Origin of the sequence: Streptomyces sp. NPDC046985 (assembly GCF_040644415.1) — a bacterium.
GTDB lineage: Bacteria > Actinomycetota > Actinomycetes > Streptomycetales > Streptomycetaceae > Streptomyces.
The window spans coordinates 217913-234852 of record NZ_JBEYWK010000008.1 but is presented as its reverse complement, the minus strand read 5'-3'; the positions used below and the strand labels follow the sequence as shown (position 1 = coordinate 234852).

The window sequence follows — 16940 nt, the reverse complement described above, 5'->3', positions numbered from 1 at the left end:
TATTGACCGTGGGATGCAGCGTACCCCATTAATTGGCCGACCAAGTAAAAACTTCGGAGCGGTATGATGCGCGACGACGGGGTGTTCGGACGACCCTCGGGTCACCCGCCAGGACGACCCCGCGGAGTCAGGGCCCGACCAGAACCTCGCCTGAAGAGACCTGAAGAGACCTGAAGAGACCTGAAGAGATCCGGGAGGAGAGCTTCATGACCGCGGAACCCGGTCAGGAGTCGCACGGCGCACTCGGGTGCGCGGCGAAACCCAGCGCCGCACTGGACGGGCCGGTCAGCCACGCGATCAGCCGGGTCTCCCGACTGCACCGGATCGCGGCTGGCCGCGTCCTGCGGGACCTGGGACTGCACCCGGGGCAGGAGTTCGTCATGATGCACCTCTGGGACAACGGCGCGGTCCGCCAGTCCGAACTGATCAAGGCGGTCGGGCTGGATCCCTCCACGGTGACCAAGATGCTTCAGCGCCTGGAGCACTCCGGCCACGTGGCCCGCCGCCCCGACCCGGCGGACCGGCGGGCCTCCCTGGTCGAAGCCACCGACACGAGTTCCAGCCTCCTCGTCGAGGTCCGCCGGGCATGGGGCGAGCTGGAGCGCCAGACCTTGGGAGGCCTCGACGCCGCGGAACGCGCGGAGCTGGCGCGTCTGCTGGGCAAGGTGGAGGCCGCTCTGTGTCCGGAGGCCGCCCGGGGCGGGGGCGAGGCGAGCGGCGGCGCGCTCGGGGAACCGCCCGGGTCGGCGTGTTCCTTGCCTGGGTCACCGGCCCGGGACGGGCTCTGATCGACCGTCGGCTCCCCTGCCCGGCCACAGCGCTAGGCGCCCGCCTGCGCCTGCGCCTCCGCCTCCGCCGAGGTCTCCACGCCCCCCCTACGCCGAGGTCTCCGCGCTCGCCTCCGCCGACGCGCCCGCCCCCGCCGAGGCGGGATCCTCCGGTTTGCGGGCTATCAGGTGCGCCTGGGGGACTTGCTCGCCGGCGGGCTCGTCGGGGGAGCGGACCGTGTGGGAGCGCAGGGCGAAACCCGCGTTCTCCAGGAGTCGTGCCATCTGCTCCGGGCGGCGGCGCTGGAAGTCCAGGGTCACGGAATGGCCGAAAGCCTCCTCATAGCGGCGCGGCTCGTCGCCGACCTGGAAGCCGATCAGGAGGTGTCCTCCGGGCGCCAGGACCCGGTGGAACTCGGCGAACAGGTCGGGCAGCCGCTCCGCGGGCGTGTGAATGGAGGAGTACCAGGACAGCACTCCGGCGAGCCCCCCGTCGGGGAGGTCCAGCTCCAGCATGGAGCCCTGCTCGAAGCGCAGCTCAGGATGCTCGCGGCGGGCGACGGCCAGCATCGACGCGGACAGGTCCACGCCGAACGCCTCCGCCCCCAGCCCGGCCAGGAACCCCGTGACGCGTCCGGGCCCGCATCCCAGGTCGGCCAGGCCCCGGCCCGCCCCGCGGGCCGCGCCCGCCGCGACGAGTTCGGCGAACGCCGTCAGCACCGCCCGGTCCAACGGCGCGGCGGCGAGCTGCCCGTGGAAGCGCGCGGCGTAGTCCTCGGCGATCGTGTCGTAGAAAACGCGGGTGGCGGCCAGGAAGTCGGTCATGGCCGCGGACTGTAGCGCGGGCCACTGACAGAGCCCTGAGAGGCGGCCGCCCGGCGCCCGGAAGGTGTTCATCCGGAATTCACCGGAGCGAAAGAAGCGGCCGCCCCGCGCGCGGAGCGAAAGAGGCGGCCGCCCCGCGCGCGGAGCGAAAGAGGCGGCCGCCCCGCGCGCGGGGCGCTGGGCGGCCGAAGGCAGGAGCCCCGTCGCCTGGCGGCGCGGGGCTCCTTGGGTACTGCAATCAGACCTGGTGCTGTGCGGGGTTCGCTCAGACCGGGGTGACGTTCTCCGCCTGCGGGCCCTTCGGACCCTGCGTCACGTCGAAGCTCACCTGCTGGTTCTCTTCGAGGGAGCGGAAACCATTCGCGTTGATCGCGGAGTAGTGGACGAAGACGTCCGGGCCGCCGCCTTCCTGGGCGATGAAACCAAAGCCCTTTTCGGCGTTGAACCACTTCACGGTTCCGGTAGCCATAAGCCCTCCTTGGGCCCAAAGGGTCGCCCTGCTCCAGAACCTGCAAGTGTGAAAACGAGATCGCCGCACAACTGCATACGTCTGAAAAAGATCAGAGCCCGCGGTCACATGCTCCGCAGGCTCTGTACTGCAAGGGAAACCAAACTGCAACTTGATGGCGAGCCTAGCATGCGGACCCCGGAAAGCAAGAGGGGGCAAGATCACGTCACCCGGATGTTTGAAGCCTCTGGCGAGAACTTGACGCACAGTCCTCTACGGCGGATCGCCCGCGCACGCCCGAGCGGGTGACGGCGGACCCGGCCCCAGGGGCGGCGGCGGGGCCGCCGAGGCCGGGGTCTAGTCTCGCGAGGTGGACACTTCTCGCACCCGGCCGCGCGTCGGCCACATCCAGTTCCTCAACTGCCTTCCCCTGTACTGGGGGCTCGCGAGAACGGGCACGCTGCTCGACTTCGAGCTGACCAAGGACACCCCGGAGAAGCTCAGCGAGAAGCTGGTGCGCGGCGACCTCGACATCGGGCCGATCACCCTGGTCGAGTTCCTGAAGAACGCCGACGACCTGGTCGCCTTCCCCGACATCGCGGTGGGCTGCGACGGCCCGGTGATGTCGTGCGTGATCGTCTCGCAGCTCCCGCTGGACCGGCTCGACGGCGCCCGGGTCGCCCTCGGCTCGACCTCCCGCACCTCCGTGCGCCTCGCCCAGCTCCTGCTCGCCGAGCGGTACGGGGTGACCCCGGACTACTACGCCTGCCCGCCCGACCTGAGCACGATGATGCAGGAGGCGGACGCGGCGGTGCTCATCGGAGACGCCGCACTGCGCGCCAACCTGCACGACGGCCCCCGCTACGGCCTTCAGGTGCACGACCTCGGGCAGCTCTGGAAGGAGTGGACGGGCCTGCCGTTCGTCTTCGCCGTCTGGGCCGCGCGCCGCGACTACCTGGAGCGGGAGCCTGCCATCACCCGCCAGGTGCACGAGGCGTTCCTGTCCTCGCGCAACCTGTCCCTGGAGGAGGTCGGCAAGGTCGCGGAGCAGGCGGCCCGTTGGGAGTCCTTCGACGAGCGGGTCCTGGAGAAGTACTTCACCACCCTCGACTTCAGCTTCGGCGCCGCGCAGCTCGCCGCGGTCGAGGAGTTCGCCCGGCGCGTCGGCCCGACGACGGGCTTCCCGGCGGACGTACGGGTGGACCTGCTCAAGCCGTAGGGAGGAACCGGCGCCGGAGAGAGCCCGGCGCCGAACCCTCCGCGCGCGCGGGCCCGGCGCCGAACCACCCGCGCGCGCGAGCCCGGCGCCGAAAGCTCAGCGCCAGCGCCCCCCGCCGAACCCCCTGGTCCCGAACCCCCTGGTCCCGAACGGCCTGGCGTCGGCCGGGGAAAGGCGCTGGCGTAGGCTGGCCCCGTCCGTGACGAGTCCTGCGAGAGGTACGCCGGTGACCGAGAAGGCCGCACTCCAGTCCGTTCTCGACCGCGCAGCCGCGGGCGGCCGGATCAGCCCCGAGGAGGCGCTCGACCTCTACCGCGACGCCCCGCTGCACGCGCTGGGCGCCGCCGCCGACGCCGTGCGCCGCCGCATGTACGCGGGGACCGAGCACATCGCGACGTACATCATCGAGCGCAACATCAACTACACGAACGTGTGCGTCACCGCGTGCAAGTTCTGCGCCTTCTACGCCGCGCCCAAGGACACCGCCAAGGGCTGGACCCGCGACCTCGACGACATCCTGCGCCGGTGCGCGGAGACCGTGGAGCTGGGCGGCACGCAGATCATGTTCCAGGGCGGCCACCACCCGGACTACGGCGTGGAGTACTACGAGAAGCACTTCAAGGCCATCAAGGACGCCTACCCGCAGTTGGTCATCCACTCGCTGGGCGCCTCCGAGGTCGAGCACATGGCCCGCCTCTCCGGAGTCGGCGTCGAGGAGGCGATCAGCCGCATCCACGCGGCCGGGCTCGACTCCTTCGCCGGCGCCGGCGCCGAACTGCTGCCCGAGCGCCCGCGCAAGGCCATCGCCCCGCTGAAGGAGTCCGGCGAGCGCTGGCTGGAGATCATGGAGACCGCGCACCGGCTGGGCGTGGAGTCCACCTCCACCATGCTGATGGGCACCGGCGAGACCAACGCCGAGCGCATCGAGCACCTGCGCATGATCCGCGACGTGCAGGACCGCACGGGCGGCTTCCGCGCCTTCATCCCGTACACCTACCAGCCGGAGAACAACCACCTGAAGGGCCGCACTCAGGCGACCCTCTTCGAGTACCTGCGGATGATCGCCATCGCCCGCCTGTTCCTCGACAACGTCCGGCACATCCAGGGCTCCTGGCTGACCACCGGCAAGGACGTCGGCCAGCTCACCCTGCACTACGGCGCCGACGACCTGGGCTCGATCATGCTGGAGGAGAACGTCGTCTCCTCCGCCGGCGCCAAGCACCGCTCCAACCGCATGGAGATCATCGAGCTGATCCGCAGGGCCGGGCGCGTCCCCGCCCAGCGGGCCACCACCTACGAGCACCTCGTCATCCACGACGACCCGGCGAACGACCCGGTCGACGAGCGCGTGATGTCCCACATCTCCTCCACCGCCCTCGCGGGCGGCACCGCGCACCCCGAGCTGAAGCTGCTCGCCTCCAACTGACGTAACTGTGCTGACGATCCACCGCCCGCTGACCGACGACGCCTGCTCGGTCGTGGTCGACGGCGGCCGGATCGCCGCGCTCGGGCCGTACGGCGAGCTGTGCGCGGCCCACGGCGAGCGCGCCCGGGTCCGCGAGTGGGCCGGGGCCCTCGTCCGAGGGCGGCACGAGCCGGACGCCGTACGGCAGTTGGAGACGCTGTACTGGCCCGATCCACGCGAGGCCGCTGAACTCGGCTCGGCGCCGCTGCCCGCCGCGTCCGTCCCGATGACCGACGCCCGGTGGGGCGCGAGCGCCCGGCGCGGGCTCCAGCGGATGCTGGGGCGCGGGGTGACGGCCGTCGCCGGGCCGTTCGCCCGGCCGCCGGTCCAGACCGCCGTCCGGCGCTCGGGCGTCCTCGTCGGCGCCGCCGCCCCGGCCCTCGTGCCCGGCGCCCGCGCCGACTTCGCCGTGCTCGCCGAGGACGGGAGCTGCGTGGTGACGGTGGTCGGGGGACGGCTCGTCTACCGCCGGGCATAAATACGACTTTGGCGGTTGGGTCCACAGCGAGACGCGGCGCGCTTACTCTCAGCAATGGAGAGAGGGGTGGACGTCCCATGGTGAACCTCAAGCAACTCGACCCCAGCGCGTCGCCGTTGGACTACTACGGCGCGGAACTGCGCCGCCTGCGCGAGGCGGCCAGCCTCAGCCAGGCCGAGCTGGGCCACGCCGTCTTCTGCACGGCGTCCCTGATCGGCCAGATCGAGACGGCGCTGAAGGTGCCGACGCGGGACTTCTCGGCACGTGTGGACGCGGCGCTGGGCACGGATGGGATGTTCTCGCGGTTGGTGGGGTTGGTTCTGCGGAGCCAGTTACCTACGTGGTTCCAGCCGTACGCGGAGATGGAGTCGAAGGCGAGTTACATCTCGGCGTACGAGGCGCAAGTCATCTACGGGCTGTTGCAGACCGCGGAATACGCCAGCGCCGTGCTGGGTGCACGGGAGTGCGATGCTCTTGACGCCCTGGTCGAAGCCAGGCTTGAGCGACAGCGCATCCTGAACAAGGACAGTACGCCGCTCATGTGGGTCGTGCTGTCTGAGGCGGTGCTGCACCAGGAGATTGGTGGCCGCGACGTCATGCGCGATCAGCTCAAGCACCTCGTTGTGGCCCAGCAACGTGAATGGTTGCGCGTACAGATTCTGCCGTTCACGGCAGGTGCTCACGCCGGGCTGCCGGGCTCCTACACGATGCTGCGCTTCGAAGACGACCCGGACATCGTCTACACCGAGGACTTCGTCCAAGGGCACATGACGGCTAATCCGCAGGCCGTCAAGGAGGGTTCGCTCCGTTACGATCTCATGCAGGCTGCCGCCCTCTCCGTGGAGGAGTCGACGGAGCTGATCGCCAGCGTGATGGAGGAGCGTTATGGGCACCAACCCGATCCCGGCGGAGTGGCAGTGGCGTAAGTCGTCGTACAGCAGCGACACCGGCGGGAACTGCATCGAGTGCGCTCCTCTCAACGGCGCCGCCTGGCGCAAGTCCTCCTATAGCGGCGACACCGGCGGTGAGTGCGTCGAGTGCGCCGACCTCTCCGCCCACGTAGCCCTGCGGGACAGCAAGAACCCGGCCGGAGGCTGCCTCACCCTCGCTCCGGCGGCCTTCGCGCGGTTCGTCGGGGCGGCGGTGCGGGGCGAGCTGTAGGCCCGCGGGGGCGGCTGCGGCAGACGAAGCGGTGGCACACGTACGCCGCCGGCGCCCCGTCCGCCAGGGGGCGGTCGGCGAGCAAGGGGAACTCGTCGCCGCCCGCCGTGCCGCAGGCGACGACGCGCCCGGCGCGGCGCCCAGCAGCGCCGTGCGGTGCAGGGCTCGCGTCCCGTCGTCGGTGAGCGACCCACGAGCGAGTGCACAGTTTTCACAGGAAGCTGGCCGAGCAGCGGCGGAGCTATATTCTGGCCGTTTCCGGAACTACAGATCCCTGCGGTACGGCAGGAAACGGCAGTGCATACGGAGAGATGGCTGCCTGCAATTTCCTCAGTGGCCGTTCACCGCAACTGAGCTGGCAAGATCTACTGAATATGTGGACTCACGGCCGGGGCGGCAACGTCGTCTTCGACGGACGCAGCCCCTTGACCGCAGACCTCATGTCCGACAAGAACCACCAAGAGATAATGACATACCTGGCCGGGAAAGTATCCGCTGCCGACTTCAATGCACCGATGGACGCGTTGGGAGGCGAAGGGGATTACAGGGACCCGAAGACGCACTTCTTTTCTGACATGCTCGGGAATATGGCGAACGGCAGACACAGAACGGAGTTGCCTGACAAATTCACCGGCAGCTACGGCACCGAGTGCCAAGTGATCGCTCAGTCAAGGGACTCTCACACCTTCACGGTCGCTTTCGCCTCTTACAGCGACACCGGACTGGTCTCGCTGCTGCATCAGCCTTCCCTCATCCCAGACAGCCCTCCCGGTCAGCCCTGGGCCAGTGTCACGCAAGGGTATGTCGGGGCAGTGGTGGTCCATGTCCGTTGACATCGCCGGCACTCGGTGGCGTGTTGTGGTCAAGTCGGCACGCCTTGCCGCTCTGACACTCCTGGTCGTTTCTTATGCGGCGTTCCTGTGCCAGGAGTTTCCGATTCCCAGTTCACAGGGAGACCTGCTGAGGGCTCTGAAGTCGGATAAGCCCCCGGCGGTCGAAGTCTCGTACGACATTCCCGAATACGAGGGTGTGAGCCTGTTCTGGGCTACCTCGCCGCTGACCTATCGCGAACTGCGTATGTATGCACCGGATTCGCTTCCCGGCGGCCCGGAGGTCAATGCAGTAGAAAAAGAGATAGCAGCCAAGGCCGGCGTGCGGGCCGAGGACATCTCATTCCGGAGCCCGCCCACGGACGCCGAACCAGGGTTTCTCACCTTCTTCATTCCCGCGACGTATCCGCTCTATCTTCGCTTCGTCGCCCTGCGCTGGGTCGCGTTCTGTGTCGGTGCGGCCGTGCTACTCACGACGTGCGCCGCGCCGCGCCGATTCATGCGGGTGAAGAGTCGTGGCTTGTGGCCTGCCATCTGTCTGATCACGGGGGTCGGATTCTTCACCTGCCTATGGCTCGAACGGGGTGTGGCTCCCGGTGGAGGCGAAGCGCCGCCGCTCAGTGCTCGCTGCGCGTGGGCGGCGTCACTGGCGACGGCAGCGGTGATGGTCCTGGCGGGATGGGGTCTGGTTCACGTGATGCGGTGGATGGGCTGACGGCCTGTCTCTGACGGCCTGTCTCTACGGACGACCACGTCCGGCCTGCCGCGGGTCGCACTCATGGTCGGTGAACGCGCACGCGGCCATCACGCCTGGGAGAGGCGGGCGCATCGGCCCACTCGTCGTTCTGCGCGGACGCGACGACGCCGACCGGAAGGATCACCGCGGCGCGGCCGTGACGGCCCGCAGCGGCGCGGCGACCCGGGGTCGAGCCGATTCGGGCGACTAGGACACGAAGGCGTAGGCGCCTGGTCCAGACGCCGGTCCCGTCAGTTCGGCCTCCATTACTTCCGCAGAGGGCTGTCGTTCCTGTCCATCGTCGACCAGCGCCCCGAATCCAGCAGCCGGATCGTCGTGGACGACCCCGTCCTGATGGATGTCTTCCGCCGAGGCATGGAGGGCTGGGCAGGGGACGAGCTGACCCGACCCCCTGTACGCCGTCGCAGCGCGGAACCTGGTGGACAGAGGCCCGCTCCTGCGCGCCGGAAAGCACTGCGTGACCCTACGGTGTGGGCGCACACGCGAGTCTGGTCGGCTCGTTCACCGGCCTCCGTTTCGATCACGACCCGGAGGTCGTGTACACCGAAGACGTCATCTCGGGACACATGACCGCCAACCCAGAAACGGTTCGCGAAGGAGTTCGCCGTTACGCTAGCTTGCAGGCTGCTGCCCTTTCTGAGGGGGACTCAGCGAAGCTGATCAAGCGCGTGATGGAGGAACGGTATGGCCCCCGCTCAGCACTCGGCGAACCTTCGCTGGCGTAAGTCCTCCTACAGCGGCAACACCGGCGGCAACTGCATCGAGTGCGCTCCCCTGAACGGCATCGCGTGGCGTAAGTCGTCGTACAGCGGTGACACGGGCGGACAGTGCATCGAGTGCGCCCCCCTCAACGGCGCCGCCTGGCACAAGTCCTCCTACAGCAGTGACACCGGCGGCGAGTGCCTCGAATACGCCGACCTCTCCGCCCACGTAGCCCTGCGGGACAGCAAGAACCCGGCCGGAGGCTGCCTCACCCTCGCTCCCGCGGCCTTCGCGCGGTTCGTCGGGGCGGCGGTGCGGGGCGAGCTGTAGGCCCGCGAGGGCGGCTGCGACAATGAGCCGGTGACCCGCGCATCCCTGGAGAAGCAGCCGCACGAAGTCGCCTCGATGTTCGACGGCGTGGCGGAACGGTACGACCTGACCAACGACGTGCTGTCCCTCGGACAGGACCGGCGCTGGCGCAGGGAGGTCGCGCGGGCGGTCGACGCCCGCCCGGCGCAGAAGATCCTCGACCTGGCCGCCGGCACGGCCACCTCCTCGCTGCCGTTCACCGAGGCCGGGGCGTACGTCGTCCCCTGCGACTTCTCCCTGGGCATGCTCCAGGTCGGCAAGCGGCGCCACCCCTGGCTGCCGCTCACCGCGGGCGACGCGACGCGGCTGCCGTTCCAGGACGACACGTTCGACGCCGTCACGATCTCCTTCGGCCTGCGCAACGTGCAGGACACGGACGCCGCGCTGCGCGAGATGCACCGGGTGACCCGGCCCGGCGGACGCGTGGTCATCTGCGAGTTCTCGCACCCGACGTGGGCGCCGTTCCGCACGGTCTACACCGAGTACCTGATGCGCGCCCTGCCGCCGGTGGCGCGCGCGGTGTCTTCCGCCCCGGACGCCTACGTCTACCTGGCCGAGTCGATCCGGGCCTGGCCCGACCAGCCCGCGCTGGCCGGGCGGCTGCGCGCGGCGGGCTGGTCGTCGGCAGCCTGGCGCAACCTCAGCGGCGGCATCGTGGCGCTGCACCGCGGCTTCAAGCAGGACTGAGCCGCAGCTTCAAGCAGGACTGAGCCGCCGCCGGGCGGGGGCGGCTCACACGGGGCTGGCCTCGTACGGGTCGCCGGGCTCGTCGAGTTCGCGCGTCAGGCCGCCGGGCGGCGGCCCGGACACGCGCGGCTCGCGCACGCCCCCGCCGCCCTCGTCCGCGCCGAAGTCGAACCAGACGTAGACCCGGGAGTCCCGGGGCACCTCGGCGCCGGGCTGCGGGTACTGGCGGACCACGAAGTCGGCCACGGCGAGAGGGAAGTCAGGGCGGTCCGGCGCGTCGAGCAGCAGGCCCCGGGCGCGGGCGCTCGCTCTCGCGTCCATGGCCATCAGCCCGACCAGGCGCGGCACGCGGACTTCCGGTGTCTTGGGTATCGGGTACACGGACGTCACCCCCAGCGGTGCTCGCAGAGTAACCGCCGGGGACCGCTGCCGGAAGCGCTGCGTGTTCATCCGTGACAAATCGTCGCTCTCGGTGACCGAACGGCCGGGTCGGCCGGGGTCAGGACGGCTGGAGGTCCAGCCGGTAGCAGTGGCCCTCCCGCAGCGTCTTCGGGGTCGTGAACGCCTCCGCCCGGCGCATGCCGAGCCGTCGGGCCACCGCGACGGAGCGGGCGTTGCGGGGGTCGACCACGGCCACCACGCTCGCCAGGCCGCTCGCGCGCAGCCGCTCCAGGGTCATCTGGGCGGCGGCGGTGACGTATCCGCGCCCCCAGTGCGGCCGCCCCAGCCGCCAGCCGATCTCCGTCTCGCCGACCGGGCCCCACGGCCGGGGCCAGGGCTGGGCGCCGGTGAACCCGAGGACGTCGCCGTTCTCGTCGAGCACCGTCCACAGGCAGAAGCCGCGTTCGGCGTCGTGCCGGCGCTGGCGCGCGGTCAGCTCCTCGTAGAAGGACAGTTCGGCGGACCGGCCGCCGAAGAACTCCATCACCTCGGGGTCGTCGAAGATCCGGTGCCAGGCCACGGCGTCCTCGTCGGTGGGAACGCGCAGCCGTACCACGGGCAGAGCACGGTTCACAGGGGCAGCCCTTCAGCCGGGTGATCAATTCTGCTGAATAGACTGCCCCTGTCCAGTGCCGCTCGGCACGCACTTGCCGAACTTGGGGAGATCCCGCCGTGACCGTCGTGACTGAGCCCCTCGCCGAGAACACCGCCGATGTGATCGTCGTGGGCGCCGGGCCGGCCGGGTCGACTGCCGCGTACCACCTCGCGCGCGCCGGGCTCGACGTGCTCCTGCTGGAGAAGACCGCCTTCCCGCGCGAGAAGGTCTGCGGCGACGGGCTCACCCCGCGCGCCGTCAAGCAGCTCATCGCCATGGGCGTCGACGTCTCCGAGGAGGCGGGGTGGCTGCGCAACAAGGGGCTGCGGATCATCGGCGGCGGCGTCCGGCTGGAGCTGGACTGGCCCGACCTCGCCTCCTTCCCCGACTACGGACTCGTCCGCAAGCGCGACGACTTCGACGAGCAGCTCGCCCGGCAGGCGCAGAAGGCGGGCGCGCGGCTGTTCGAGCGGTGCAACGTCTCCGAGCCGCTCGTCGACGACCGCACCGGCCGCATCACCGGCGTGCGGGCCAAGCTGGGCGAGGAGAAGCGCGAGGTGACCTTCCACGCCCCGCTCGTCGTCGCCGCCGACGGCAACTCCACCCGGCTGTCGCTGGCGATGGGCCTGCACCGCCGCGAGGACCGCCCGATGGGCGTCGCGGTGCGCACGTACTTCGCGAGCCCGCGGCACGGCGACGACTACCTGGAATCGTGGCTGGAGCTGTGGGACCGGCGCGGCGCGCAGGACCGGCTGCTGCCCGGCTACGGCTGGATCTTCGGCATGGGCGACGGCACGTCCAACGTCGGCCTCGGCGTGCTCAACACCTCGGCCTCCTTCAAGGAGCTGGACTGGCGGGAGATCCTGAAGGCGTGGTGCGCCTCCATGCCGGAGGACTGGGGCTACACCCCCGAGAACATGACGGGCCCGATCCGCGGCGCCGCCCTGCCCATGGCCTTCAACCGCCAGCCGCACTACACGCGCGGGCTGCTGCTCGTCGGCGACGCGGGCGGCCTGGTGAACCCGTTCAACGGCGAGGGCATCGCCTACGCCATGGAGTCCGGCCAGCTCGCCGCCGACGTCATCGTCCAGGCCCACGCCCGCGCCACCCCCGCCCAGCGCGAACTGGCCCTCCAGCGCTACCCCCGCGTCCTGAAGGACACCTACGGCGGCTACTACACCCTGGGCCGCGCCTTCGTGAAGCTGATCGGCAACCCGAAGGTCATGCAGATCGCCGCCCAACGCGGCCTGACCCACCCCATGCTGATGAAGTTCACCCTCAAACTCCTCGCCAACCTCACCGACCCCACCGGCGGCGACGCGATGGACCGCATCATCAACGGCCTGAGCAAGGTCGCCCCGAAGGCATGACCCCACGCGCGAGCTGACGGCGACAGGCCGGCCCGCAGGGGCGGGCCGGCCTGTCCTCGACGTCCCCGACGGCCGCAGCACGGCCGTCGGGCGGTGATCATTTCTTCGTGGAGTCGAGTGCGAACTCGCAGTGCAGATCCTGGTGGTAGGCGACACCGTGCTGCTCGTACTCGACGCGGCATCCTGTGAGATGACGCCGGACGCGTCCGGTGACTTCGACGCGCACGCTCCCGTATTTGTCGCTCAGGACACCGGGTTCGATGCTGTAGTGCTGCTGGTAGTAGTCGTGAAATCCGCTGTAGTCGGGATCGCCGGCTTCCTTGCTCCCGGGGACTCGTCCTGACAGCAGGAATCCGTTCGTCTCGAGATCGGAGTAGACGTCGTAACCGAGCACCTTCACGCCTTCCGGCACGTGCAGGAGGCGCATGCGGGTGACTTCGACGGGTTCCTTGCTGCGGTTCTTGAGCAGCGGGTACGAGAATCGGTAGCGCTGCCCGGGACGCACGTCCGGGAAACCGAGGACTCCACTGAGCTGCGGACCGGCCCCGACGAGCGCGGACCCCCGCCGGTCCGAATTGGCGTCGCCGAACGCGTGGCAGCCGCTCAGCGCGACCAGTGACGCCGCCAAGGCCGCCAGCACGGCCGGTCTCCTCTTTCCGTGCATGCGCGGCCCCCCGCAAGCCCGGACAGCCCCGGCTGGCAGTGATCATGGTTGATCGGTTCCCGAACAGTATGCGAAGGAGATCCTGCTCGCCATAGCCGACCGCGAGGGGACCCTTGAACGCGCGCGGCCCCGCGCCGCCCCTCGCCCAACGGGACGGAAACAACCCGCCGGACGGGCCGCGGCGACGCGCGGGGGAGCGGCGGGGACGCCGGAGGGGCCGCGGCGGCGCGAGAAGGGCCGCGGGGACGCCGGAAGGGGCCGCGGGGGCGCGAGAAGGGCCGCGGCGGCGCGAGAAGGGGCGCGGGGACGCCGGAAGGGCCGCAGCCCCCGAGCGGCTGCGGCCCTTTCCCGTGTACGGCTCTGCGGGGCTCTCAGAGCACCCGCACCGCTCCCGTCGGCGGGTCGTACGACAGCGGCTTCTCCACGACGCCGCTGGAGGGGTTCTGCGCGCCGACGAACATACCGTCACCCACGTACACCGCCACGTGGTACGCGCTGCCCGCGCTGCCCCAGTAGAGGATGTCGCCCGGCTGGAGGTTCGACAGCGACACCGACGTGCCGACCGTCGACTGGTCCTGCGAGACGCGCGGCAGGCTGACGCCCACCTGCTTGAAGGCGGTCTGCACCAGGCCGGAGCAGTCGTAGGCCGAGGGGCCGGTGGCGCCGGAGACGTACGCCTTGCCGAGCTGCGCCTTGACGAAGGAGACGATCGCGGCGGCCGAACCGGTCGCCGTGGAGGAGCCGGCGGAGGCGTCCACGGAGACGCCGGCGCCGCCGCCCATGGTGGTCGCGGCGGTGAGCGCCATCCGCGGGGCGCTGCGCGTGGCGCGCTCCGCGGCGGCCCTGCGGGCGGCCTCGGCGGCGGCCTTCTTCTTCGCCGCGGCGGCCTTGTGCCGCGCGTCGGCCAGGTCCAGCCGAGCCTGCTTCGCGGCGTTCGCGGCGGCCGCGTCGCGCTCGGCGCGGAGCTGGTAGTTCGCGGCGGTCTGCTGGGTGGCGTCCGCCGACTGGGCGACCTGAGCGGACAGGTCGGTCAAGGTGGGCATTTCGAGCGTCTGGGTCACCGGTTCGGCGGCGTTCGCCGAAGCCGACGCACCCGCCACGGCAAGGGTACCGAGGACGCCGCCGGCGACTCCGGCCCGCATCGCGATCTTCGACGCGCTACGGCGGGGCTTCCGGTGGCTGCGTATGGGAGCGGTGTGGGGCATGGGAACTACGGGTACCAGGGACTCCTTCATATCTTCAAGAAACGTGTGGTCCGCCACATTTGCTCAACGGCCGGTACGAACGCCGGGTGCATCGCCGTTGATTGATGCCGTAACGGACATTGTGCGCGGAAGTGATCATGCCTGTGATCATGGGCTTTCGCTGTTACGCCCGAATTGCCCCGCGCCTACCATTGGTTGGGACGGATGGCCAAGCCCGGTTTTCCGCCCCTCCGCCCGGGTGTGGCGGAGGTCACGGAACCATCACCGGACCCGTCGAGTCCGGTCAGCGCGCCCGCTCCACCCGCCGCTCGTCCCAGACCGGCGCCGGCGTCTCCCGGACCGCGCCGTCCGCGCCGAACACCAGGTACCGGTCGAAGGACCGCGCGAACCAGCGGTCGTGGGTGACCGCCAGCACCGTCCCCTCGTACGCCTCCAGGCCCTCCTGGAGCGCCTCGGCCGACTCCAGGTCCAGGTTGTCGGTCGGCTCGTCCAGCAGCAGGGCGGTGGCGCCCGCCAGCTCCAGCAGCAGGATCTGGAAGCGCGCCTGCTGACCGCCCGACAGCCGGTCGAACGCCTGGTCCCCCTGCCGGTCCAGCTCGTAGCGCCGCAGCGCCGACATGGCCTTGCCCCGGTCCCGGGCGTGCTCGGTCCACAGCACGTCCACCAGGCTCCGCCCGGCGAGTTCGGGATGCGCGTGGGTCTGGGCGAAATGCCCCGCGACGACCCGGGCGCCCAGTTTCACGACGCCCGTGTGCGCCACGTCCCCGCCCGCCAGCAGCCGCAGGAAGTGCGATTTGCCCGACCCGTTGGAGCCGAGCACCGCCACCCGCTCGCCGTAGAAGACCTCCAGCGAGAACGGCTTCATCAGCCCGGTCAGCTCCAGCTCCTGGCAGGTGACCGCGCGCACGCCGGTGCGCCCGCCGTGCAGCCGCATCCGGATCTGCTGCTTGCGCGGCGGCTCCGGCGGCGGCCCCGCCTCCTCGAACCGGCGCAGCCGGGTGCGGGCCGCCTGGTAGCGCGAGGCCATCTCGTCGCTGCGCGCGGCGTACTGGCGCATGTCCAGCACCAGCCGCTTCAGCTTGGCGTGCTCCTCGTCCCAGCGTCGCCGCAGCTCCTCGAACCGGGCGAACCGCTCCTCGCGCGCCGCGTGGAACCCGGCGAAGCCGCCGCCGTGCACCCACACTTCGGCGCCCGCCGGGCTGGGCTCCAGGGCGATGATCCGCTGCGCGGCCCGCGCCAGCAGCTCCCGGTCGTGCGAGACGAACAGGACCGTCTTGCCCGTCTCGGCGAGCCGTTCCTCCAGCCAGCGCTTGCCGGGCACGTCCAGGTAGTTGTCGGGCTCGTCCAGCAGCAGGACCTCGTCGGGGCCGCGCAGCAGGGACTCCAGCACGAGCCGCTTCTGCTCGCCGCCGGAGAGCGTGCGCACCTGCCGGAACTGCGCCCGCTCGTAGGGCACTCCGAGCGCGGCCGAGGTGCACATGTCCCACACCGTCTCGGCCTCGTAGCCCCGGGCCTCGGCCCAGTCCGACAGGGCCTGCGCGTACGCCATCTGCGCGGCCTCGTCGTCCACCGTCATGATCAGGTGCTCGGCCTCGTCCACCGCCGCCGCGGCCTGCCGCAGGCGCGGCGGCGCCACCGACACCAGCAGGTCCCGGACCGTGGTCTCGTCCCGCACCGAGCCGATGAACTGCGGCATGACGCCCACGCCGCCGCTCGACGTCACCGCCCCGCCGTGCGCGCGCAGCTCGCCGGTCAGCAGCCGCAGCAGCGTGGTCTTGCCCGCGCCGTTGGGCCCCACCAGGGCGGCCACCGTGCCCTCGCCCACCCGGAACGTCACGTCGCCGAGCAGCGTCCGCCCGTCGGGCAGGCCGTACTCCAGGTGCGAGGCTTCCAGGTGTCCCATGACTGACACGTCCTTCTTTCGCGGGTGCGGGTTTCTTCGGGGGTGCGGGTTTCTTCGGGGGTGCGGGTTTCTTCGGCGGTGCGGGCTTCTCGGCGGGTGCGGGCTTCTTCGGGGTGCGCGGGCTTCTCCGAGTGCGCTGAGTGCAGCCTCGGGCCCCGCCCGCGACAGCTCCACTGGTTTTACCGCCGCGCGCCCCACGGCGGGCGCCGACCCCTGCCGGGGAGTCCGGCCCGTGAAGGGGCGGCGGCTTGTTCGTGAAGGAACGAACACGTCCACACCGCGTGCCGCCCTCCCTCTGATGTGTGAAAAGCGTTCCTCTACCAAAGTCTTGACGCCGCCCGCGACTTTGCGTGAACCGCTGGGCATCTGATAGTGCAGACCGCCCCCCACCTGCAAATACGCGGTAAAATATCACCACTGGTGATCAGTCGTGCGCTTCACGTGTGAAGATCACCGCTCCTCCGCCTTCATGATCCTTCGTCAGGTGGCGGAGATCACAAAGGTCGGAGAAGACCCCGTGTCGCAGATCACAGAGGGTCGGGCATAGGATGCCCTCCAGTTGGGCTTGTGACCTGCTTCACATGTTCCCGATCTTCGCGGGACCAGCGGGGGTGTTGGGACAGGTGGGGCCGGTGCGCCAGCCCGGCACCGCCAGCAGTCAGCGCCGACTGAGAGGAGCGAGGAGCGGTGAACGCGTATGCGCCCATCCTCGTACTGGGAGCCCTCGGGGCAGGCTTTGCGATCTTCTCCGTGGTCATGGCCACGCTGATCGGGCCGAAGCGGTACAACCGCGCCAAGCTCGAGGCCTACGAATGCGGCATCGAGCCGACCCCCACGCCGGCCGGCGGCGGGCGCTTCCCCATCAAGTACTACCTGACGGCGATGCTCTTCATCGTCTTCGACATCGAGATCGTCTTCCTCTACCCCTGGGCCGTCACCTTCGACGCCCTGGGTGTCTTCGGGCTCGTGGAGATGCTGCTCTTCGTGCTCACCGTCTTCGTCGCCTACGCGTACGTATGGCGGCGCGGCGGCCTGGAATGGGACTGAGGGGCCT

The 16940-nt window shown here is 70.3% G+C and carries 19 protein-coding genes and 2 pseudogenes; 13 read left to right on the top strand and 8 right to left on the bottom strand.

Annotation, left to right across the window (positions count from 1 at the left end; genetic code table 11):
* Positions 1 to 206 precede the first annotated feature (206 nt).
* Positions 207 to 788 (top strand): MarR family winged helix-turn-helix transcriptional regulator, encoded by a 582-nt coding sequence (locus ABZ861_RS13260; protein WP_361628419.1) that lies wholly within the window; start codon positions 207 to 209, stop codon positions 786 to 788.
* An 87-nt stretch (positions 789 to 875) separates the two neighbouring features.
* Here ABZ861_RS13260 and ABZ861_RS13255 read toward each other — a convergent pair whose 3' ends face one another.
* Positions 876 to 1592 carry a methyltransferase domain-containing protein gene (locus tag ABZ861_RS13255; RefSeq protein WP_361628416.1) on the bottom strand — a complete coding sequence of 239 codons (717 nt, stop codon included), beginning with the start codon at positions 1590 to 1592 and terminating at the stop codon, positions 876 to 878.
* A gap of 265 nt (positions 1593 to 1857) precedes the next feature.
* Entirely contained in the window at positions 1858 to 2061 is a 204-nt protein-coding gene (locus tag ABZ861_RS13250; protein ID WP_007490911.1) for a cold-shock protein, read from the bottom strand.
* A gap of 349 nt (positions 2062 to 2410) precedes the next feature.
* Between ABZ861_RS13250 and ABZ861_RS13245 the strand changes: the two genes are divergently transcribed.
* The 5 genes from ABZ861_RS13245 to ABZ861_RS13225 all read left to right on the top strand — a co-directional run bounded on the left by ABZ861_RS13245 (position 2411) and on the right by ABZ861_RS13225 (position 6363).
* Positions 2411 to 3259 carry a menaquinone biosynthesis protein gene (locus ABZ861_RS13245; RefSeq protein WP_361628413.1) on the top strand — a complete coding sequence of 283 codons (849 nt, stop codon included), beginning with the start codon at positions 2411 to 2413 and terminating at the stop codon, positions 3257 to 3259.
* A 226-nt stretch (positions 3260 to 3485) separates the two neighbouring features.
* The gene (gene mqnC / locus ABZ861_RS13240; protein ID WP_361628411.1) at positions 3486 to 4685 is read left to right on the top strand and encodes a cyclic dehypoxanthinyl futalosine synthase; all 1200 of its coding nucleotides are present in this window, start codon (positions 3486 to 3488) and stop codon (positions 4683 to 4685) included.
* A 7-nt stretch (positions 4686 to 4692) separates the two neighbouring features.
* Positions 4693 to 5202, top strand: a complete 510-nt coding sequence (locus tag ABZ861_RS13235; protein ID WP_361628409.1) for a hypothetical protein — start codon at positions 4693 to 4695, stop codon at positions 5200 to 5202.
* Between the two features lie 77 nt (positions 5203 to 5279).
* The gene (locus ABZ861_RS13230; protein ID WP_361628406.1) at positions 5280 to 6128 is read left to right on the top strand and encodes a helix-turn-helix transcriptional regulator; all 849 of its coding nucleotides are present in this window, start codon (positions 5280 to 5282) and stop codon (positions 6126 to 6128) included.
* The gene (locus ABZ861_RS13225) at positions 6088 to 6363 is read left to right on the top strand and encodes a DUF397 domain-containing protein (RefSeq protein WP_361628403.1); all 276 of its coding nucleotides are present in this window, start codon (positions 6088 to 6090) and stop codon (positions 6361 to 6363) included. The genes ABZ861_RS13230 and ABZ861_RS13225 overlap by 41 nt, the downstream gene beginning before the upstream one ends.
* On the opposite strand, the pseudogene ABZ861_RS13220 reads toward ABZ861_RS13225, so the two are convergent.
* Positions 6302 to 6531 (bottom strand): annotated as a pseudogene (locus ABZ861_RS13220) (hypothetical protein); the annotation flags it as partial. The gene ABZ861_RS13225 and the pseudogene ABZ861_RS13220 sit on opposite strands and share 62 nt — an antisense overlap.
* Before the next feature lie 272 nt (positions 6532 to 6803).
* Between ABZ861_RS13220 and ABZ861_RS13215 the strand changes: the two are divergent.
* The 5 genes and pseudogenes from ABZ861_RS13215 to ABZ861_RS13195 all read left to right on the top strand — a co-directional run bounded on the left by ABZ861_RS13215 (position 6804) and on the right by ABZ861_RS13195 (position 9708).
* A complete protein-coding gene (locus ABZ861_RS13215; RefSeq protein WP_361628400.1) occupies positions 6804 to 7196 on the top strand; it encodes a hypothetical protein in 393 nt (130 codons plus the stop codon).
* Positions 7186 to 7908 carry a hypothetical protein gene (locus tag ABZ861_RS13210; RefSeq protein WP_361628397.1) on the top strand — a complete coding sequence of 241 codons (723 nt, stop codon included), beginning with the start codon at positions 7186 to 7188 and terminating at the stop codon, positions 7906 to 7908. Before ABZ861_RS13215 ends, ABZ861_RS13210 begins: the two co-directional genes overlap by 11 nt.
* 515 nt (positions 7909 to 8423) lie before the next feature.
* Positions 8424 to 8675, top strand: a pseudogene (locus ABZ861_RS13205) (Scr1 family TA system antitoxin-like transcriptional regulator); the annotation flags it as partial.
* A complete protein-coding gene (locus ABZ861_RS13200) occupies positions 8635 to 8982 on the top strand; it encodes a DUF397 domain-containing protein (RefSeq protein WP_361628394.1) in 348 nt (115 codons plus the stop codon). The pseudogene ABZ861_RS13205 and the gene ABZ861_RS13200, both read left to right, overlap by 41 nt.
* 30 nt (positions 8983 to 9012) lie before the next feature.
* Positions 9013 to 9708 carry a demethylmenaquinone methyltransferase gene (locus ABZ861_RS13195; protein WP_361628391.1) on the top strand — a complete coding sequence of 232 codons (696 nt, stop codon included), beginning with the start codon at positions 9013 to 9015 and terminating at the stop codon, positions 9706 to 9708.
* A gap of 45 nt (positions 9709 to 9753) precedes the next feature.
* Here ABZ861_RS13195 and ABZ861_RS13190 read toward each other — a convergent pair whose 3' ends face one another.
* Together ABZ861_RS13190 and ABZ861_RS13185 are read right to left on the bottom strand one after the other, a co-directional pair.
* Positions 9754 to 10089 (bottom strand): PASTA domain-containing protein, encoded by a 336-nt coding sequence (locus ABZ861_RS13190; protein ID WP_361628388.1) that lies wholly within the window; start codon positions 10087 to 10089, stop codon positions 9754 to 9756.
* 118 nt (positions 10090 to 10207) lie between these two features.
* Positions 10208 to 10723: a GNAT family N-acetyltransferase gene (locus tag ABZ861_RS13185; RefSeq protein ID WP_361628385.1), complete on the bottom strand. Its 516-nt coding sequence runs from the start codon at positions 10721 to 10723 to the stop codon at positions 10208 to 10210.
* A 98-nt stretch (positions 10724 to 10821) separates the two neighbouring features.
* Between ABZ861_RS13185 and ABZ861_RS13180 the strand changes: the two genes are divergently transcribed.
* Positions 10822 to 12114, top strand: coding sequence for a geranylgeranyl reductase family protein (locus ABZ861_RS13180; RefSeq protein WP_361628382.1), 1293 nt, complete (start codon positions 10822 to 10824; stop codon positions 12112 to 12114).
* Between the two features lie 97 nt (positions 12115 to 12211).
* On the opposite strand, the gene ABZ861_RS13175 is transcribed toward ABZ861_RS13180, so the two are convergent.
* The 3 genes from ABZ861_RS13175 to ABZ861_RS13165 all read right to left on the bottom strand — a co-directional run bounded on the left by ABZ861_RS13175 (position 12212) and on the right by ABZ861_RS13165 (position 15886).
* Complete coding sequence (locus ABZ861_RS13175) at positions 12212 to 12754, bottom strand: hypothetical protein (RefSeq protein ID WP_361628379.1); 543 nt, start codon at positions 12752 to 12754, stop codon at positions 12212 to 12214.
* A 395-nt stretch (positions 12755 to 13149) separates the two neighbouring features.
* Positions 13150 to 13983 (bottom strand): C40 family peptidase, encoded by an 834-nt coding sequence (locus tag ABZ861_RS13170; RefSeq protein ID WP_361628376.1) that lies wholly within the window; start codon positions 13981 to 13983, stop codon positions 13150 to 13152.
* Between the two features lie 283 nt (positions 13984 to 14266).
* Complete coding sequence (locus ABZ861_RS13165) at positions 14267 to 15886, bottom strand: ATP-binding cassette domain-containing protein (protein WP_361628373.1); 1620 nt, start codon at positions 15884 to 15886, stop codon at positions 14267 to 14269.
* A gap of 687 nt (positions 15887 to 16573) precedes the next feature.
* On the opposite strand from ABZ861_RS13165, the gene ABZ861_RS13160 reads away from it, so the two are divergent.
* Entirely contained in the window at positions 16574 to 16933 is a 360-nt protein-coding gene (locus tag ABZ861_RS13160) for an NADH-quinone oxidoreductase subunit A (RefSeq protein ID WP_007383963.1), read from the top strand.
* Positions 16934 to 16940 lie beyond the last annotated feature (7 nt).